This window comes from Methylocystis sp. (assembly GCF_051062815.1).
GTDB lineage: Bacteria > Pseudomonadota > Alphaproteobacteria > Rhizobiales > Beijerinckiaceae > Methylocystis.
Window position 1 is genome coordinate 1 of sequence record NZ_JBPFDU010000007.1, and the last position, 14,175, is coordinate 14,175.

A 14,175-nucleotide genomic window follows, 5' to 3' on the forward strand; every position below is an offset into this window, starting at 1 on the left:
AACAACAAGAGGCTGCTGGAGCCGATCGGAAACATTCCGCCAGCCGAAGCCGAAGCGCGCTATTATGCGCAAATCGCGAAGCCCGCATTGGCGGCGTGACTCAAACGAAACAGCCTCCGGCAAACCCGGGGCGGTTCAATCTGTAGTTCGGTCATGGTAAGTAAGGATGTGTCCAGCTACCAGCCGCATCCGCCCGATGTGAAAACAGCCAATGACCAGAAGCCAGCGCCATCGACCAGGCATGCATTGCTCCCGCTATCGCGTGTCGGGTCGATCAGAGTCTGCACACTCTGGTAGTTGAGCGTCGGGCAATTGTGGTCGAGCAATTTGAAGTCGGTGCCGTTCGATAGATACAGATAGCAGCATGTGTTACCCGACACATTCATGTCTGGATCGGAAGGGAAAGAAGGCAGATATTGCGGCACGAGCCCCGGTATCACATCCGAGGCGCTCTGCGCGCCCCACGCATTGCATTGGCTGCGCCACGCCCAGCCTGGATTGGGATACGAGCCATGATCGGTATTGTACATCTCAAGCGCCATATGAATCTGCTTGAGATCGGCCATGCGGCGGGCGTCTTTCGCTTTCCGACGCGCGCCCCCGAGTGAGGTGGTCACGATCGATGCGAGCAATCCGATGATCGCCACAACGACCAGGAGTTCGATGAGTGTGAAAGCTCGGTGCCGGAGAGCGCGTTCGGATCGCGCCGTGGTGCTCATATGCCGGCTGCGGCCGGCGCCCTGAACGCCGCGTCGATCTGGGCCTGCGATGGGGGGTAGGACGGATGTCCGGAATCGAACCATACCCACATGATACCAGTCGCAATCATCCCGACAAAAGCGAAGATCGCGTGCTGTCCGGCCCTGCGGTCACGAACGAGGCCTTCGGCGACAAGAAAAGCGATGATATCGGGGCGAGTTGGGCGGCGAGACTCCACGGCTTGTCGGAATTCGTCGACTCCGATGTCGTAGCGGATGTTAGTCATAGGCCTATGGCTTCAGCTCTTAAAGAGGCGTTGTCGTTGACGGGCGTTGCGTTAAATGGATTGTCGTTCGCAGGGGCTCTGCCGGTTGTTCGGCAGGGGAGATGATTACCGTGCGCAGGGCGCTGCCGATGAGGCCGGTGGTGGGTGAGGTGACGGTGTAAAGGATGGTGTGTTCGCCGGGGGTGCTCGTGTCGATCGAGACCTGGGTCGTGGTCGCGTCGTCGAGGATGATGGTCAGTCGAAGATTGAGGTCGCTCTCAGGAGCGACGATGCGCGCGCCGAGGTCGTTGTAGGTGTGCCGAGGTCGATCGTGCTGGAGGTGTTGCCGTTGAGGGCGAGGATGGGGGCTTGCGGCGATGTATCAGATTCGTTGGTTGGGGGCGTGTCATCTTCGTGAGGCGACGAGGGCACGACGTTGATACCCTGGGAGGCGGCGCTGGCGCTCAACAGGGCGGCTCTGCTTAGCCGTGTTTGGGGGGGTGGGTTGGAAGGCTAGCGCCTGTCGAGCTGGGCGCGCGGGACTGTATCTTAAATTGGTGCTATAGTTACAAATATGGACGGCATCGGTGCAGAAATTCACGGCGGCATACCACGTGAAGGCCCGGGCAATACTGTTTCGACACGGCAAGCTTTTTTGATGCTCAAAGACCTACCCGACGACGCGGCTATCCTCGACGTCGGCAGCGGACCAGGGATGCAGACACTAGAGATCGCGAAGATGTGCCGAGGAACGGTCACTGCAGTGGACACCGATGCCGGCTTCCTTGCAGAGCTTGCGCAGCGCGCGTCAGACGCCGGTTTGAGCGAAAGGATCCATGCAGTTCAGGCGTCGATGTTCGACATGCCGTTCGAGGATTCGAGCTTCGATCTTATCTGGTCCGAAGGCGCCATCTATATCATCGGATTTAAAGAGGGACTGCAGGCCTGGGGCAAATACCTGAAACGCGGCGGATACATCGCAGTGACGCACATCTCATGGCTGCGATCCCAGATACCGGAAGAGCCGCGAGCATTCTGGAACGAAGCATACCCGAAAGGACTGCTGTCGATCGACGATAACTTGAAGATCGCAACCGAAGCTGGTTTTCGAGAGGTCGGCCATTTCACCTTACCTGAATCTGCGTGGTGGGACGATTACTATACGCCGCTTGAACAGAAGCTGCCTCCGCTGCGTGAAAAGTATGCAGGAAACCCGGCGGCCATCGGGCGGGTCGAACAGACGCAGCGAGAGATAGACCTGTACAGGAAGTATGCCGACTGTTACGGATACGTGTTTTACGTGCTCCAGCGCACTGCATAGAGCACAGAAGACACGCCCGTGTGTCTTCGATGCTGAAAAACAGGCGGAGCTGCGTCCGGATGCCTAGGCGGCGTTGGGGATTGCGGGGGTCGTGGTTGCGGGAGCCGCGTTGTCGTTTGCTGGTGCTGGGGCGTTGAAGGGGTTGTCGTTGGCCGGCTGCGGCTCGTCGGATGGCGGCTCGGATTCGGTTTGCTGGGAAGCGGGCATGCCTAAGTCGGTGGGGGAGACGGTGACGGTGCGCATGATGCTGCCGGTCAACCCGGTAGTGGGCGATGTGACGGTGTAAAGAATCGCGTGCGTGCCGGGTACGCTCGTGTCGATCGAGACCTGGGTCGTGGTCGCGCCGTCGAGGATGATGGTCAGTCCAAGATTGAGGTCGCTCTCAGGAGCGACGATGCGCGCGCCCAGATCGTTGTAGGTGGAGTCCACTTCGATCGTGCTCGATGCATTGCCGTTGAGTTCGATGACAGGTGCTTGCAGCGCGCTCGCGCTTGCGGCACGACTGTCGTTCGACTTCGCAACGGTGGCGCTCGCAAGCAAGGCGGCAAGCTCGTCGCGTGTCACGCAGATGTCGTCTGCGCATAGCTCATGGGCGCGGATGCGCCCGATACCGTTCGTTGCGTCCCCGAGCCAGGCGATGAGTGAGTCTTTGAATGCGCCGGTGATCGCGGCGATTTCTTTTGTGGCGTTGACGAGCGCGGCGAGGATGGGGCGGTCGGCGAGCGTGAGGTAGCCGCGGGAGTCGGGTGAGACAGCTTCGGGAATTGCGGCCTGCACGTTCTGCGCAAAGAAGCCCGCGTAGGTTGCCTGCGTGTCGAAGCCCGTCTCGGGTCGCCACTTGTACAGCACGGGAGAGATCGCGTTGATCGCGGTGAGGCCGCGGGTGAAGTCGCCTTGCTTGTCCTTGAGCCGTTCGTCGGACGATGCCGTGACGTTGCCAAGGGCGTCAGTGACGAGGTTTGCGCCGCCCGACCCGAGGCCGGCGAAACGCACGGCACCTGTGGTTGAGAGTTGCGCCGTGGGGGTGGTAGTGCCAATGCCGACGTTGCCGGAATCAATGGTCACATCCGGAGTGGCGGATGTGAGCGGTGTAGAGCCCATGTTTGCCTTCAGGTAGAGCTTGTGACCACCGGCGATCCATGAATTAGTGCCGTCGTCGCCTAGGTAGACTTTGTTTGAAGCTCCGCCGAAACGGTGGAAGAACCAGTTGTTTTCAGCAGAGGTCACGTCCTGGTTGATTTCCATCTGGCCTGTCGCCGGGAATATGCCGAAAAGGTTGACGGTCGGGTTCGCCTTGAAGCGGATGAAATCGCCGACCAAGACATCGCCGTCGACAGAAAGCGGGTACTGCGGCGTCGTTGTCGCGATGCCGACGTTGGTAGAGGTGGCGATAGTTAGCGCGTTGGTTCCATCTACTGTGAGCCAAAGCGGCTTTGCACTTGCTCCATTGAAAGAGCGGCTGCCCATTTCAATCGCCCCCGATCGCGCGCCTATGCGTCCGCAGGTTACAGCGGGATTACCAACCAAAATGTCGGTGTCGCACACATCCAGCCACGCGTATCCGTTCGTGCCGAATTCAGCCGGCGAACCGTTCGGCATGAGGTCGAGTGCAAGAGTCGTATTTGCATCGGTCGGACGGAAAGAGGGGACGGGGAGCGATCCGGCCAGCGCGTCGCGAGTCGAAAGTGTGAAGCCGCGCAAGGTGCCCTCGTTGAGAGATAACTTTCCGACAACGGTAAGCGGGTATTGTGGGGAAGTCGTCCCGATGCCGACGTTGCCACTTCCCTGCTGCAAGACGAATTGACTGGCGCCAATAGTGAAGCCCTGGCCGCTTGCGATGGTGGTGGTGCCGGAGGTCGAGGAAAGTGAGAGCGGCTGAGAGAAGATGTTACTGCCAGAGAAGGTGTTGTTGTCGGTGAGGAGTGATGATGAGGCGGCGGAGATCGTGATGCTGTCGCCGCGACTGAAGGCGGTGTTATTGATCGTGCCGAGGGTGCCGGTGATGTAGTTGGTGCCGATCGTAGTCGTCGCTGTCGGGTTGCCGGAGGCGTCGAAGGCGAAGATGGATGAGGCGGGGCCCTTGAGAAGGTTCCAGCCGATGGTGGTGGTCGCGCTTAACTTCCCGTTCTCGTCGAGCGCGAGGAGGCGCGAGGCGGTGACGCCCGTGATCCATGCGTTGCCAAGGGTGGCCAGGGTGGACGAGCTGTTGGCGAAGGCGTTCAGGCCGCTCCAGGTGTTGTTGGTCGTGGTCGAGAATGCAGTGGAGAAGACGCCGGTCGCGCTGTTGTATGCCAGCGGGAAGGCGGCGGAGAGCGACGTGCTCGCGACCTTGTTGTTGAAGAGGGTCCAGTCGGCGGCTGCGAGATAGCCGCTCGTGCTGCCATCGGCTTGCGCGAGCGAGACGGCGCCGTTTACATACGAGAGGGGAGCGGAGAACGTCGTCGTCGCCGTCCAGGTGGGGACGCCGTTGAGAAAGGCGAGCACCTGGCCGGCTGTGCCGGCGGAGGTTGTCGCCAGCGCAGATGATCCGTTGCCGTAGGGGATGGCGCCGGCGGCGAACGAGGCCCAGCCGGTGCCGCCATTTGCGACAGGGAGGATGCCGGTGATGTCGCTGGCGAGGTTGATGGCGGCGGTCGAAAGCGCGCCGGCGGTCGCCTTCAGGAAGCCGGTGAGCGAGGTGGATATGGTCGCGAGGTTGGGGGCGCTGGTGAGCGTGCCGATCGTCGAGGTGGCGTTGATGCGCGCATCGGCGCGGGCGTTGGTGAAATAGAGTCGGGTCGAGCCTTCGGTCAGCGCATCGGTGGTGGTGCCTGCGATCACGCCCGCGACGCGGTTGTTCGTGAAATAGAGATTGGAGCCTTCGGCCAGCGCACTCGTCGTGGTCGCCGCGAGGTCGGCGGCGAAGAGCGAGGTGGCGTAGTATTTGTTGGACGAGCCCTGCGCGAGATTGTCAGTCGTCTTGGTGGAGAGCCAGTAGTCGCTCGATGACGTGGCGAAGAAGGATCGCGCGGACTTCCACGCGTCGGCCGAAGTGGTGGAGAATCCGGCGGCAATGAGCTGCGCGGCGGAGAAACCGCCGAGCGTGCCGTTCCAATCGCCGGCGGTGGAGAGCGAGACAGTGTTGCCGAGCCGCGAGAGGGGTGCGTTGAAGGAGAGCGGGAGTTCGTAGTCGGTTCCTGGAAGGGCAGTTTGCACGGCGCTAGCGCCGTTGCCTTTGAGAATGCCCGACAACGTTGTCGAACCGGTGCCGCCATACGGCGTGCCAATGGTCGTGCCGTTCCAGATGCCGTTCGTGATCGTCCCGATCGAGGCGAGATTGGCGAGCGTCGTAAGCATGGGAAGGGTAGTGGTCGCGGCGAGGCGCGCGTCGAAGCGGGTGTTCGTGAAATAGAGATTGGAGCCTTCGGCGATATCGCTGGTGAGAAGTCCGAGCGATGACGTGGCGAGCTGCTGCCAAGACCCGCCGCCGTATGAACCGACGAGAATACCCGCAGAGGCAGGATTGCCGATGCCGGTTCCTCCGTTGCTGGCCGAAAGGGGGGTGGTAAGTGAGAGCGAGCCGGCTGACAGCGTGCCGAAGAAGCCCTGCGTGGATGACGCGTAACTCGCGGTGACGCCAGTTGTGGAAGCATACGTTACGGCAACTCGCTGTGCGGTCTTGTCATAGGTAAAGCCGGCATTGCCGCCAAACACTCCGCCATCGTTGAACTGCACCTGTGTATTTAGCCCGCCAACTGAGCCGCCCGCGCCGCTCTGGTCGGCCGCGCAGGTGACGTTGCCGAATGCGTCGGTCGTGAGCTTGCCGCCGTTGCCAAGCACTGAACAGTCCGTTGCCGCGAGCTTGAGACCGGAGAGCGTTGAGGTCGCTGTCGCGGCAAGATTGGTCACGGAGAGATTGGTGGTGGTGGCGTTCGTGTACACAGCATTTGTGGCTGTGACGCTATTTGACGTGAGATCGCCTATCGTCGCGAGTGCGGTGTCGATCGCGTTCGTGATCGTGCCGGTTATCGACGTGCCAGAAATCGAGCCGCCAGAGATGGTTGGATTGTTGATTGTCGTGTTGGAAAGCTGGTCGATACGCTGAGACGCGGGCGCGAAGTAGTAGCTCGACGAATTGCCCGCGGCGGCGACTTGCTGGGGTATGTCTGCCTCGGGTGGGTTGAGCGCCGCAAGGCGATTCTCGATCGATTGGCCGAAGTCCGTGAGGATGGCGGTGAGTGTCTGCGCCGATATAGCGCCGTCCTGTGGGACGATCCGCTCAATGATGCGCTCGACAACGGGCTGATTGATGATGGTCTGCGCTGGTGGGGGAGAGAACGCGAGCGCGGTGGGCATGGCGGAAGTCGATACGACGGCCAAATCCGCGACAGGATCGTTGAAAGGATCACCGACGACTTCCGTTGGCGCCGCAGCGGCGGCGGCCGGCTGGGTTGCTCGAATATCAGGAGGGAAGTTGGAAGCGAGAGGCGGCGCGAACAAGCCGCTCACGAACGTTATGATGCTCGTGAAAAACGCGGCGACGGCATGCATATAGCGGAATTATACAATCGTGGCTCGAAATCTGGCGTTTGCGGGTGTGGATACGGAATGCGACTTTGAAGGGGGCGGTCGGCCCAAGTTGACAGGTTGTTGCTTTCGTTTCGTGGTGCGTGCTGTTGCTCGTCTTGTTGCTGCGGAAAGGGGATTGCGATGAACACAAGGAACCCCCGACGCGCGTCGGGGGTTTTGTGGAGTCCGGCTACAGCGCTAGGCGAGGGTAAAGACGCGGGTGCCAGGAAACCGCGGGAGGCCGCCGAGTTCGCGGCGAAGTTTGACTATCTGCCAGCCGGTGTCGTCCAGATACGCATTCACGACCGAGGACGGCGTGTAGAAGAGATTATCGCTGTCGGAAGACATCATGCCGTGCTCGCCGTCGGGCTGCTTGGCGATCAGTGCACCGATGAGAACATATATCAGGCCGTCGGCAAACAGACGCTGCTCGCCGAGCAATACTTCAATCTGATCGTCGTGGATGCGAGCGAGGACATTTCGAACCTCTATGCTCGGCAGCGGCGGAATTTCGAGATGGCGAGCGATGCCGGTCGGTTGTGAAAGAGCCATTGGTGTCTCCTGTCTGTCGTTCGGCTTCCGAGTTGTCGGCAGCCGAAGGGGGACGGGAGAGAAGACTCATCGGTGCACAGCGTTAGCTGTGAGCTACTTGGAGATTGTAGCTCATCAATAGCGAGACGTTGCACCTCACGACAGTACGCAAATCAGATATTGCACTAAACCGCTCTCGCGGTAGGGAACCTTTGAAGGACGTCTCCGATTATGAGTCTAAGGCATAACTCCCGGAGAGAGACGGCATGGTGAAGACTTTCGATCATATCACAGTCGTCGTGCGCGACATCGAAGCGGCGAAGAGCTTCTTCGCTTTGCTGGGCTTTGAAGAAATCCAGTCCTCCATAATTTCAGGCAAGGCCATGGAGGATTATATGGGCGTCAAAGATATCGAGGCCGACCACATCACGCTTGCAATCGAGAACCCCCACGCCGAGGTGCAACTGCTGCACTATCGTCACCCCAGCGCGATAGTTGACGCCGACAGCGCGCATCTCAACAAGCTTGGCTTCAATCACATCTGCTTCGCCGTTGAAGATATCGAGGCCGAGGTTCGGAGACTGACGGCTGCTGGTGTCAGGCTCCGTAATAGAATCATGGAATTTCACAACCGGAAGCTCGTCTTTTTGTGCGGCCCCGAAGACGTGACAGTCGAACTTGCTCAGTGGCTTTAAACATCCTTTGCCGAACAATAATGCTGCACTTCAGAGGTTAATTCGCCTTGATTTGGAGAACTGACATGTCTCGCGTAGCACGGGCCCAGCTGATGTGTCGTGAATCAGATAATGCACTAAACCGCTCTCGCGGTAGGAAGTCCTCCGCAAGATTGCGCGAACGAAGTCACAAGCCTTGAAAGCTGCTCAACGCCCCTTCGAACGGTGACGTTTGGCGTTGCGACCCACTGCCTCGCTGAACAGGTGACGCGGAATATTGAGTAACACGAACCGACGTCGCTCTTCGGCATGGGTTTCGCAATCCGCCTCAACGAAAATCTCGACTGTATCGTCGCCGGCATAAACTTCGACGCGGATCGGCGCGTCGCCGAAATCAACTTCATATCGTCGGTTGTTCGAACCTCGCATGATCGCGTGCGACATGGGGGAGATGCCTCCTTTTTTGGAACGGGAAATAGTTCAAATTGTCTGAAAACGGCTCAGTTGAGCCCTTTTTCATACGTCGCACAAGATTACTTTCGCGCCCTATGAGGGTTGCTTCGGCCGACATGCGGGTTCGGCGGCGAAGCCGGCTCCTGTCAGGATTGTGCATTCGTGCAGTCCAGTCGACAGGAGTTCCATCATGTCAAAGAAAGTTTCGCCGCTGCGCCAGCGCATGATCGACGACATGAAGATGCGCAACATGGCGCTGACCACGCAATCGATCTACGTTTCGGCCGTCGCGAGATTCAGCGCCTTTCACGGTCGCTCGCCGGACACGCTCGGCATAGAAGACGTGCGCGACTACCGGCTGCATCTGATTTCGCGCAATCTCAATCCCAACACGATCAACCCGATCATGGGCGCGCTGCGGTTCTTTTACGGGACGACGCTCGGCCGAAAGGATATCACTGATCAAATTCCTTACGCGCGACGGGCGGACGCCTTGCCGGCCGTTCTGTCGCGCGAAGAGGTCGAGCGACTGCTGAGGGCTACGCCAAACCTGAAGATGCGCACGGCCTTTATCACGATTTACGCCGCAGGATTGCGCGTCTCGGAGCTTGTCGCTCTCACCGCGAAGGATATCGACAGCGCGCGCATGGTCATCAATGTTCGCCATGGCAAGGGTGACAAGGATCGCTATGTGATGCTCTCCGAGCAATTGCTCGCCATATTGCGCGACTATTGGCGGCGAAGCCGGCCGTCGCATTGGCTCTTTCCCGGCCCCAATCCGTTACAACCTCTCACAGCGAGAAGCTTGCAGCGGGCCTGCCGCGAGGCGGCCGAGGCCGCCGGGCTCGATAAATCGGTCACCGTGCATACGTTGCGGCACAGCTTCGCTACGCATCTCCTGGAGCAGCGCGTCGATATACGCCTCATTCAGGACTTGCTCGGCCATCGCAACATAAATACGACGACGCGCTACACGCGCGTGGCTCTCGCGACGATCCGAGAGATTCAAAGCCCGCTCGAACGCCTCAACGTTGAACTGACGCCGCCGGCCTGAAACGCCGGCGATGCAGAAGCCGAAGTTCGAGGTGGCGGATATCTTCCGCCGCCACGGCGCTTGCTGGCGCGCGGCCAATGGGGCGCATTTGAGCCCTGGCCAGCGGCGCGTCATGAGCGCAATTGAACTGTGCCGCACGGCGGCGCTCGGCGGCCATGTCGAGCGCTGCGCCGACTGCGCCTATACGCGCGTCGCCTACAATTCCTGCCGCAACCGGCATTGTCCGAAGTGCCAGTGGCAGGCGGCGCAGCGGTGGCTGGCGGCGCGGGAGGCCGAGCTGCTGCCTGTCCCCTATTTCCACGTGGTGTTCACACTGCCGGCCGAGATCGGCGCCATCGCCTATCAGAACAAGGCGGCAGTCTATGGGCTGCTGTTCAAGGCGGCGGCGCAGACGCTCATGACGATCGCCGCCGATCGTAAACATCTCGGAGCCGACATCGGCATCACCGCCGTCCTGCACACATGGGGACAGAATCTTGACCACCATCCCCATGTCCATTGCATCGTGCCAGGCGGCGGCGTCTCGCTTGACGGCGAGCGCTGGATATCCTGCCGGCCCGGCTTTTTCCTCCCGGTGCGCGTGCTGTCGCGGCTGTTCCGCAGGCTCTTTCTCGACGGCCTCGCCGCGCTGTTCGACGCCGGAGCGCTGAAGTTCTTCAACGATCTCGTCGCGCTCTCCGAGCGCGATGCTTTCATCGCCCGGCTCGCGCCGCTGCGGGCGAAGGAGTGGGTCGTCTACGCCAAGCGCCCCTTCGCCGGGCCGAAACAGGTCTTGGCCTATCTCGCGCGTTATACCCATCGGGTCGCCATCGCCAACAGCCGGCTCGTCGAACAGACCGACGAGCATGTCGTGTTCCGCTGGAAGGATTACCGCGCGACTGGGCGCGCCAAGAACAAGGTCATGAGGCTCGCAGCCGGCGAGTTCATTCGCCGCTTTCTGCTCCACGTCCTGCCGGACGGTTTCAACCGCATCCGTCATTACGGTCTCTTCGCCAACGGCCATCGCGCCGAGAAGCTGGCGTTATGCCGAAGATTGCTTGATGCGTCCGCGACCGATCGCAAAGCCGAGACGATCGCGGCAAACGACGATGGTGTCGTCGCTTCTCCAGAACCGCCGCCCTGTCCCTGCTGCGGAGGCCGGATGATCCGCATCGAAAGTTTCGACGGATCGCATTCGCGCCCGCGTCCGTTATGGAGGCTCGACACGTCATGAACGCGAGTGTTGGCCGGTCACTTGTCGCCGTCGTCGAGCCTGTCTCGCTTCGAAAAAGCGGGAACCCCAAAGCGCGGCCACATCGTCGTGGTTCCCCACTCACGCTCGCGGTGGCCAGGTCAAACAGCGGCTCGCAAACATTCGAAAGCTTGTCGATCAGTCATCACGCCAGAGTGGCATTGCCCTCGGACTATGTAATCCGCCTGCGCAGCGTCCCAGAACGCCCGATCGCCGCGCTCAAATCCCCATAGCGGCGCATAGCGACTCGCGGTTTCGTGCAACAGAGTTTCTGCAACGCCTCCCCTCAGACGCTGCTCGTGCTCATCTGCTCGCGCAATGGCGTCGCAGAAACCTCTTTAATGTGCGACGTTAGCAACATGGCTCTGTTGAGCCATTCCCTGCCAATTTGAACGCCGCAGAAATTTTCCGAAAGATTTTTCTCTATACACGCTCGGGAGCCGGCGGAAGATTCGAAACGACCGAACGCACGCGGCTTTCGAGATTCTTGCGCTGTGCCGTCTCTTCGTCGATGCGTGAGTGGATGCCGCCGATCTTGCTCTCAAAGGCGGCCAATCGGTCGTCGATCTTATCAATGCGCGCACCGATCCGCGTCTCGACCTCTGCCAGATCGTCCTTGGTCGCCATGCGCTCCTTGATGAAAACGAGCGATTCGAGAATGTCCCTCGTGTTGTCGTCCATGGTGGCATTGTAGCACGGCACTTGAGCAAGCAAGGCCGGCGGCCGGTATTCATGCAGAAGATCTCTCGCCATGGTACACTGGCGGCATGAACCGGATCATCCAGTTCAATATCTCTCGTGACGACGGTGCCTATACCGCCGAGGGCGTGAATGTGCCCGTTGTGACGCAAGGCGCGACGTTCCAGGAACTGGAAGAGAACATTCGCGAGGCATTGATGCTCTTATTCGAGGGTGAAGACCTCTCGACGTTCGGGCTCTCCCCTTCCCCGACAATTCTGACGAGCTTCGAGCTGCCCCTTGAACTTCCCGCCATCGAATATGGGGGGAAAGCCTAAGATCTTGTCAGGTGAAGACGTGATTGCCATTCTCGAACGGTACGGGTTCGTCATGCACAGCCAAAAGGGAGCACACGTCAAGATGCGGCGGCACATAGCGGGCATGACTCAAACGCTTGTCATTCCCCTGCACGACACGCTCGCCAAGGGAACTGTCAAAGGGATTTTCAATCAGGCGTCGCGATATGTACCGGCGACTGAACTGCAACCTCATTTCTACAACTCGTAGCGTCCGTTCGCGTGGCATTTTAGTCAAACAACGGCTTCGGCCTGCCCTGCCTTGCAAGCAGTGGAGAATATTGGAAAGAGCAGCTGCGTTTCCTTGCATGAACAGGATGGGCTCTCACGCGCATCGGTGAATTTATCTGGCCCGCTCGCGCGAGCGATAGATTATCACTATTCCCGTCCCCTCTCGACGGTGCGTCTCGGCCGGCTGAATTTCGGCGGGTTTGTTCGACGACCTTGCGCGGCGCCCGCGCGGGGCAAAGAGGCGCGGAAGTGCCGTGATCTTTGCGTGCCCTAAATTGCCGCGGCGAATCCAGGCCGTGAAGGGGTGTTGCTCGGTCAGCTCCGACGGAGGCATCTTATCGAACTCGGGCGCAAGCAATGTCGCGTCGGCCGAGGTGATGTAGAACACGATGAGTGAACCGGTATTGCCCAGGACGGCGCGCACCTTCTCGAGAATCTGCTGCGTGAATTGATTGGCGAGACAGAAATGCGCGACTAACTTGCGTGCTTCGTTGATGCTCGCCACGAGAACGAGATGGCCCGAACCGGAATCTTTTTTCCTGTGCATACCCGGTTGGCGGCGATTCCCTTCTTCTTAGGAAACCACACTGCGCGATATCCGAGGACTATCGGACTGCGTGCGCTGTCCGCTAGCCCGGACGATCTCGCGCTGCGTTGTTGAAGATATTAGATACATACTAAGCGAATGGCGGCGGAGTGAAACGAGCTAGGATTTGAGCGACGAAACGCCGGTCGCGGGGCCACATTTTTTCCGTCAGAACCCACGCCCCCTTCCGTCAGAACCCACACCTGCTTCCGTGAGAACCCACGGCTATTTCCGTCAGAACCCACACCCGTGACGGCGGCTGGAATCTGCCTATCGTCGGAATCGCGGCGTCCAGCGTTCGACGACACTTTCGTAATCCTCCTCGTCCAGTTCATCCAGTTCATCATCCTGGCCTATTGAGGACGACGCTAGAACCGTAAGCACCTTGCCGTATCGCCCAAGACCGACAGACTCCTCCGAAACTTCAGCCTTCGTACCGCCACCGAGCCAGTCGCGCACATCGACAATGTCGGAAGCTCGCTCGCCTGCCACGGTCCACGCAGTGTCGGCGGCAAGCCGAGCGGTGGCGGTCCCGGCGGGCAGTTTCGTACCCTTGCGCAAATACTGGAGGTGCGGCAGCGTCTTCATGGCCTCGGACAGGAAGCAATAATCGATCACGCCGCCCGTGCTGACAACGACCGCGACGGCAGCGCTGGTGAGTTCGGCGAAGCGGATGGCAGTCGCAGTGCGTGATGTCTCGCAGCGCTGCGCGAGATTGTCGATGGCGTTGAGGCCAGGGCCGTGGTGCTTCATCTCCTTTCTGAAAGGCATCTCCGGCATCAGTAGGCCCGCTGCGAAGTGGTCGGCTTCGAGCTCATAAGGATCATTCGTCGTGAATCCAGCGCGGGAGATATGGACGCCGTTCTGGATGACTTGTTCGGGATGACCCGGAAGCACGAAATGACCTAGTTCGTGGCTGACGCTGAAACGCTGGAAGCCTTTGCTGGGGATGTGGGTCGCATAGATGATTCCGAAATCGTTGCCGTGGCGCAGCAACATGCCTGAGACACCTTCCGTGTCCTCGGGCTTGCCCTCGACCATGATGTCGAGCTTTTCCGCGATGGCGAACGGATCGACCGGGAGGGTGTCAATACCCTCGCGCTTCAAGAACACCTCCGCCGTCTGCCGGGCCATCTTGAGACGAAATGAGCGACTCACGGGCCCTTCTCCTTTTTCTCGGCGCTGCGTTTTGCCAGCATCTCCAAGAAGCCTTTGGCGATCTCCCGATCGTTGCCCGATAGTTTGCCGATATCCCTGAACAACGGGTCGCCTGCTTGGGCGAGCTCAGGGCTGTCGACCCGCCCTAGAAGATAGTCCGTCGTGATCTCCAAGGCATTGGCCAGCCGACGCAGCGATTCAAAAGATGGCTTGCGGGTTCCCGTCTCGAAATGGGCAACCGAACTGGCCGGCATGCCGGCCTTTCGCCCGAGCTCGGCTTGGTTCCAGGCTCGCAGTTCGCGGGCTTTCTTGAGCCTCTCCCGAAAAATAACCGCCGATGATGTCTCTTCCGTCATGTCTACTCCGACATTTTATTGTTGACGATTCGTA

The 14,175-nt window shown here is 59.8% G+C and carries 14 protein-coding genes; 6 read left to right on the top strand and 8 right to left on the bottom strand.

Translation table 11 applies throughout. The features are described from left to right. Nucleotides 1–176: 176 nt before the first annotated feature. Nucleotides 177–719 (bottom strand): type II secretion system protein, encoded by a 543-nt coding sequence (locus ACR65W_RS00765; RefSeq protein ID WP_434500506.1) that lies wholly within the window; start codon nucleotides 717–719, stop codon nucleotides 177–179. Between the two features lie 819 nt (nucleotides 720–1,538). On the opposite strand from ACR65W_RS00765, the gene ACR65W_RS00770 reads away from it, so the two are divergent. Continuing rightward, a complete protein-coding gene (locus ACR65W_RS00770; protein ID WP_434500508.1) occupies nucleotides 1,539–2,285 on the top strand; it encodes a methyltransferase domain-containing protein in 747 nt (248 codons plus the stop codon). Nucleotides 2,286–2,348: 63 nt separating this feature from the next. Here ACR65W_RS00770 and ACR65W_RS00775 read toward each other — a convergent pair whose 3' ends face one another. Both ACR65W_RS00775 and ACR65W_RS00780 read right to left on the bottom strand, forming a co-directional pair. Continuing rightward, complete coding sequence (locus ACR65W_RS00775) at nucleotides 2,349–6,815, bottom strand: beta strand repeat-containing protein (protein ID WP_434500509.1); 4,467 nt, start codon at nucleotides 6,813–6,815, stop codon at nucleotides 2,349–2,351. Between the two features lie 216 nt (nucleotides 6,816–7,031). Beyond that, complete coding sequence (locus tag ACR65W_RS00780; protein ID WP_434500511.1) at nucleotides 7,032–7,385, bottom strand: hypothetical protein; 354 nt, start codon at nucleotides 7,383–7,385, stop codon at nucleotides 7,032–7,034. 245 nt (nucleotides 7,386–7,630) lie between these two features. On the opposite strand from ACR65W_RS00780, the gene ACR65W_RS00785 reads away from it, so the two are divergent. Continuing rightward, a complete protein-coding gene (locus tag ACR65W_RS00785; RefSeq protein WP_434500512.1) occupies nucleotides 7,631–8,059 on the top strand; it encodes a VOC family protein in 429 nt (142 codons plus the stop codon). 186 nt (nucleotides 8,060–8,245) lie between these two features. On the opposite strand, the gene ACR65W_RS00790 is transcribed toward ACR65W_RS00785, so the two are convergent. Next, nucleotides 8,246–8,482 (bottom strand): hypothetical protein, encoded by a 237-nt coding sequence (locus ACR65W_RS00790; protein ID WP_434500513.1) that lies wholly within the window; start codon nucleotides 8,480–8,482, stop codon nucleotides 8,246–8,248. 199 nt (nucleotides 8,483–8,681) lie between these two features. Here ACR65W_RS00790 and ACR65W_RS00795 point away from each other — a divergent pair, with 199 nt between their 5' ends. Together ACR65W_RS00795 and ACR65W_RS00800 are read left to right on the top strand one after the other, a co-directional pair. Next, nucleotides 8,682–9,545 (top strand): tyrosine-type recombinase/integrase, encoded by an 864-nt coding sequence (locus tag ACR65W_RS00795; RefSeq protein ID WP_434500514.1) that lies wholly within the window; start codon nucleotides 8,682–8,684, stop codon nucleotides 9,543–9,545. 10 nt (nucleotides 9,546–9,555) lie between these two features. Then, nucleotides 9,556–10,758 (top strand): IS91 family transposase, encoded by a 1,203-nt coding sequence (locus tag ACR65W_RS00800; protein ID WP_434500515.1) that lies wholly within the window; start codon nucleotides 9,556–9,558, stop codon nucleotides 10,756–10,758. Between the two features lie 441 nt (nucleotides 10,759–11,199). Here ACR65W_RS00800 and ACR65W_RS00805 read toward each other — a convergent pair whose 3' ends face one another. Beyond that, complete coding sequence (locus ACR65W_RS00805; RefSeq protein ID WP_434500516.1) at nucleotides 11,200–11,403, bottom strand: hypothetical protein; 204 nt, start codon at nucleotides 11,401–11,403, stop codon at nucleotides 11,200–11,202. 140 nt (nucleotides 11,404–11,543) lie between these two features. Between ACR65W_RS00805 and ACR65W_RS00810 the strand changes: the two genes are divergently transcribed. Further along, complete coding sequence (locus tag ACR65W_RS00810; RefSeq protein ID WP_434500517.1) at nucleotides 11,544–11,792, top strand: type II toxin-antitoxin system HicB family antitoxin; 249 nt, start codon at nucleotides 11,544–11,546, stop codon at nucleotides 11,790–11,792. Between the two features lie 4 nt (nucleotides 11,793–11,796). Beyond that, entirely contained in the window at nucleotides 11,797–12,021 is a 225-nt protein-coding gene (locus tag ACR65W_RS00815) for a type II toxin-antitoxin system HicA family toxin (protein WP_434500518.1), read from the top strand. A 132-nt stretch (nucleotides 12,022–12,153) separates the two neighbouring features. On the opposite strand, the gene ACR65W_RS00820 is transcribed toward ACR65W_RS00815, so the two are convergent. The 3 genes from ACR65W_RS00820 to ACR65W_RS00830 form a co-directional block, all read right to left on the bottom strand. Further along, nucleotides 12,154–12,546 carry a hypothetical protein gene (locus ACR65W_RS00820; RefSeq protein WP_434500519.1) on the bottom strand — a complete coding sequence of 131 codons (393 nt, stop codon included), beginning with the start codon at nucleotides 12,544–12,546 and terminating at the stop codon, nucleotides 12,154–12,156. A gap of 351 nt (nucleotides 12,547–12,897) precedes the next feature. Next, nucleotides 12,898–13,785: an ImmA/IrrE family metallo-endopeptidase gene (locus tag ACR65W_RS00825; RefSeq protein ID WP_434500520.1), complete on the bottom strand. Its 888-nt coding sequence runs from the start codon at nucleotides 13,783–13,785 to the stop codon at nucleotides 12,898–12,900. Beyond that, entirely contained in the window at nucleotides 13,782–14,141 is a 360-nt protein-coding gene (locus ACR65W_RS00830; RefSeq protein WP_434500521.1) for a helix-turn-helix domain-containing protein, read from the bottom strand. Before ACR65W_RS00830 ends, ACR65W_RS00825 begins: the two co-directional genes overlap by 4 nt. Nucleotides 14,142–14,175: the final 34 nt, after the last annotated feature.

Excerpts from the sequence above, each read along its gene's own strand:
- ACR65W_RS00785 (WP_434500512.1), top strand. The coding sequence starts at position 7,631 with ATGGTGAAGACTTTCGATCATATCACAGTCGTCGTGCGCGACATCGAA.
- ACR65W_RS00805 (WP_434500516.1), bottom strand. The coding sequence starts at position 11,403 with ATGGCGACCAAGGACGATCTGGCAGAGGTCGAGACGCGGATCGGTGCG.
- ACR65W_RS00765 (WP_434500506.1), bottom strand. The coding sequence starts at position 719 with ATGAGCACCACGGCGCGATCCGAACGCGCTCTCCGGCACCGAGCTTTC.
- ACR65W_RS00770 (WP_434500508.1), top strand. The coding sequence starts at position 1,539 with ATGGACGGCATCGGTGCAGAAATTCACGGCGGCATACCACGTGAAGGC.
- ACR65W_RS00780 (WP_434500511.1), bottom strand. The coding sequence starts at position 7,385 with ATGGCTCTTTCACAACCGACCGGCATCGCTCGCCATCTCGAAATTCCG.
- ACR65W_RS00775 (WP_434500509.1), bottom strand. The coding sequence starts at position 6,815 with ATGCATGCCGTCGCCGCGTTTTTCACGAGCATCATAACGTTCGTGAGC.
- ACR65W_RS00800 (WP_434500515.1), top strand. The coding sequence starts at position 9,556 with ATGCAGAAGCCGAAGTTCGAGGTGGCGGATATCTTCCGCCGCCACGGC.
- ACR65W_RS00795 (WP_434500514.1), top strand. The coding sequence starts at position 8,682 with ATGTCAAAGAAAGTTTCGCCGCTGCGCCAGCGCATGATCGACGACATG.
- ACR65W_RS00790 (WP_434500513.1), bottom strand. The coding sequence starts at position 8,482 with ATGTCGCACGCGATCATGCGAGGTTCGAACAACCGACGATATGAAGTT.
- ACR65W_RS00810 (WP_434500517.1), top strand. The coding sequence starts at position 11,544 with ATGAACCGGATCATCCAGTTCAATATCTCTCGTGACGACGGTGCCTAT.
- ACR65W_RS00830 (WP_434500521.1), bottom strand. The coding sequence starts at position 14,141 with ATGACGGAAGAGACATCATCGGCGGTTATTTTTCGGGAGAGGCTCAAG.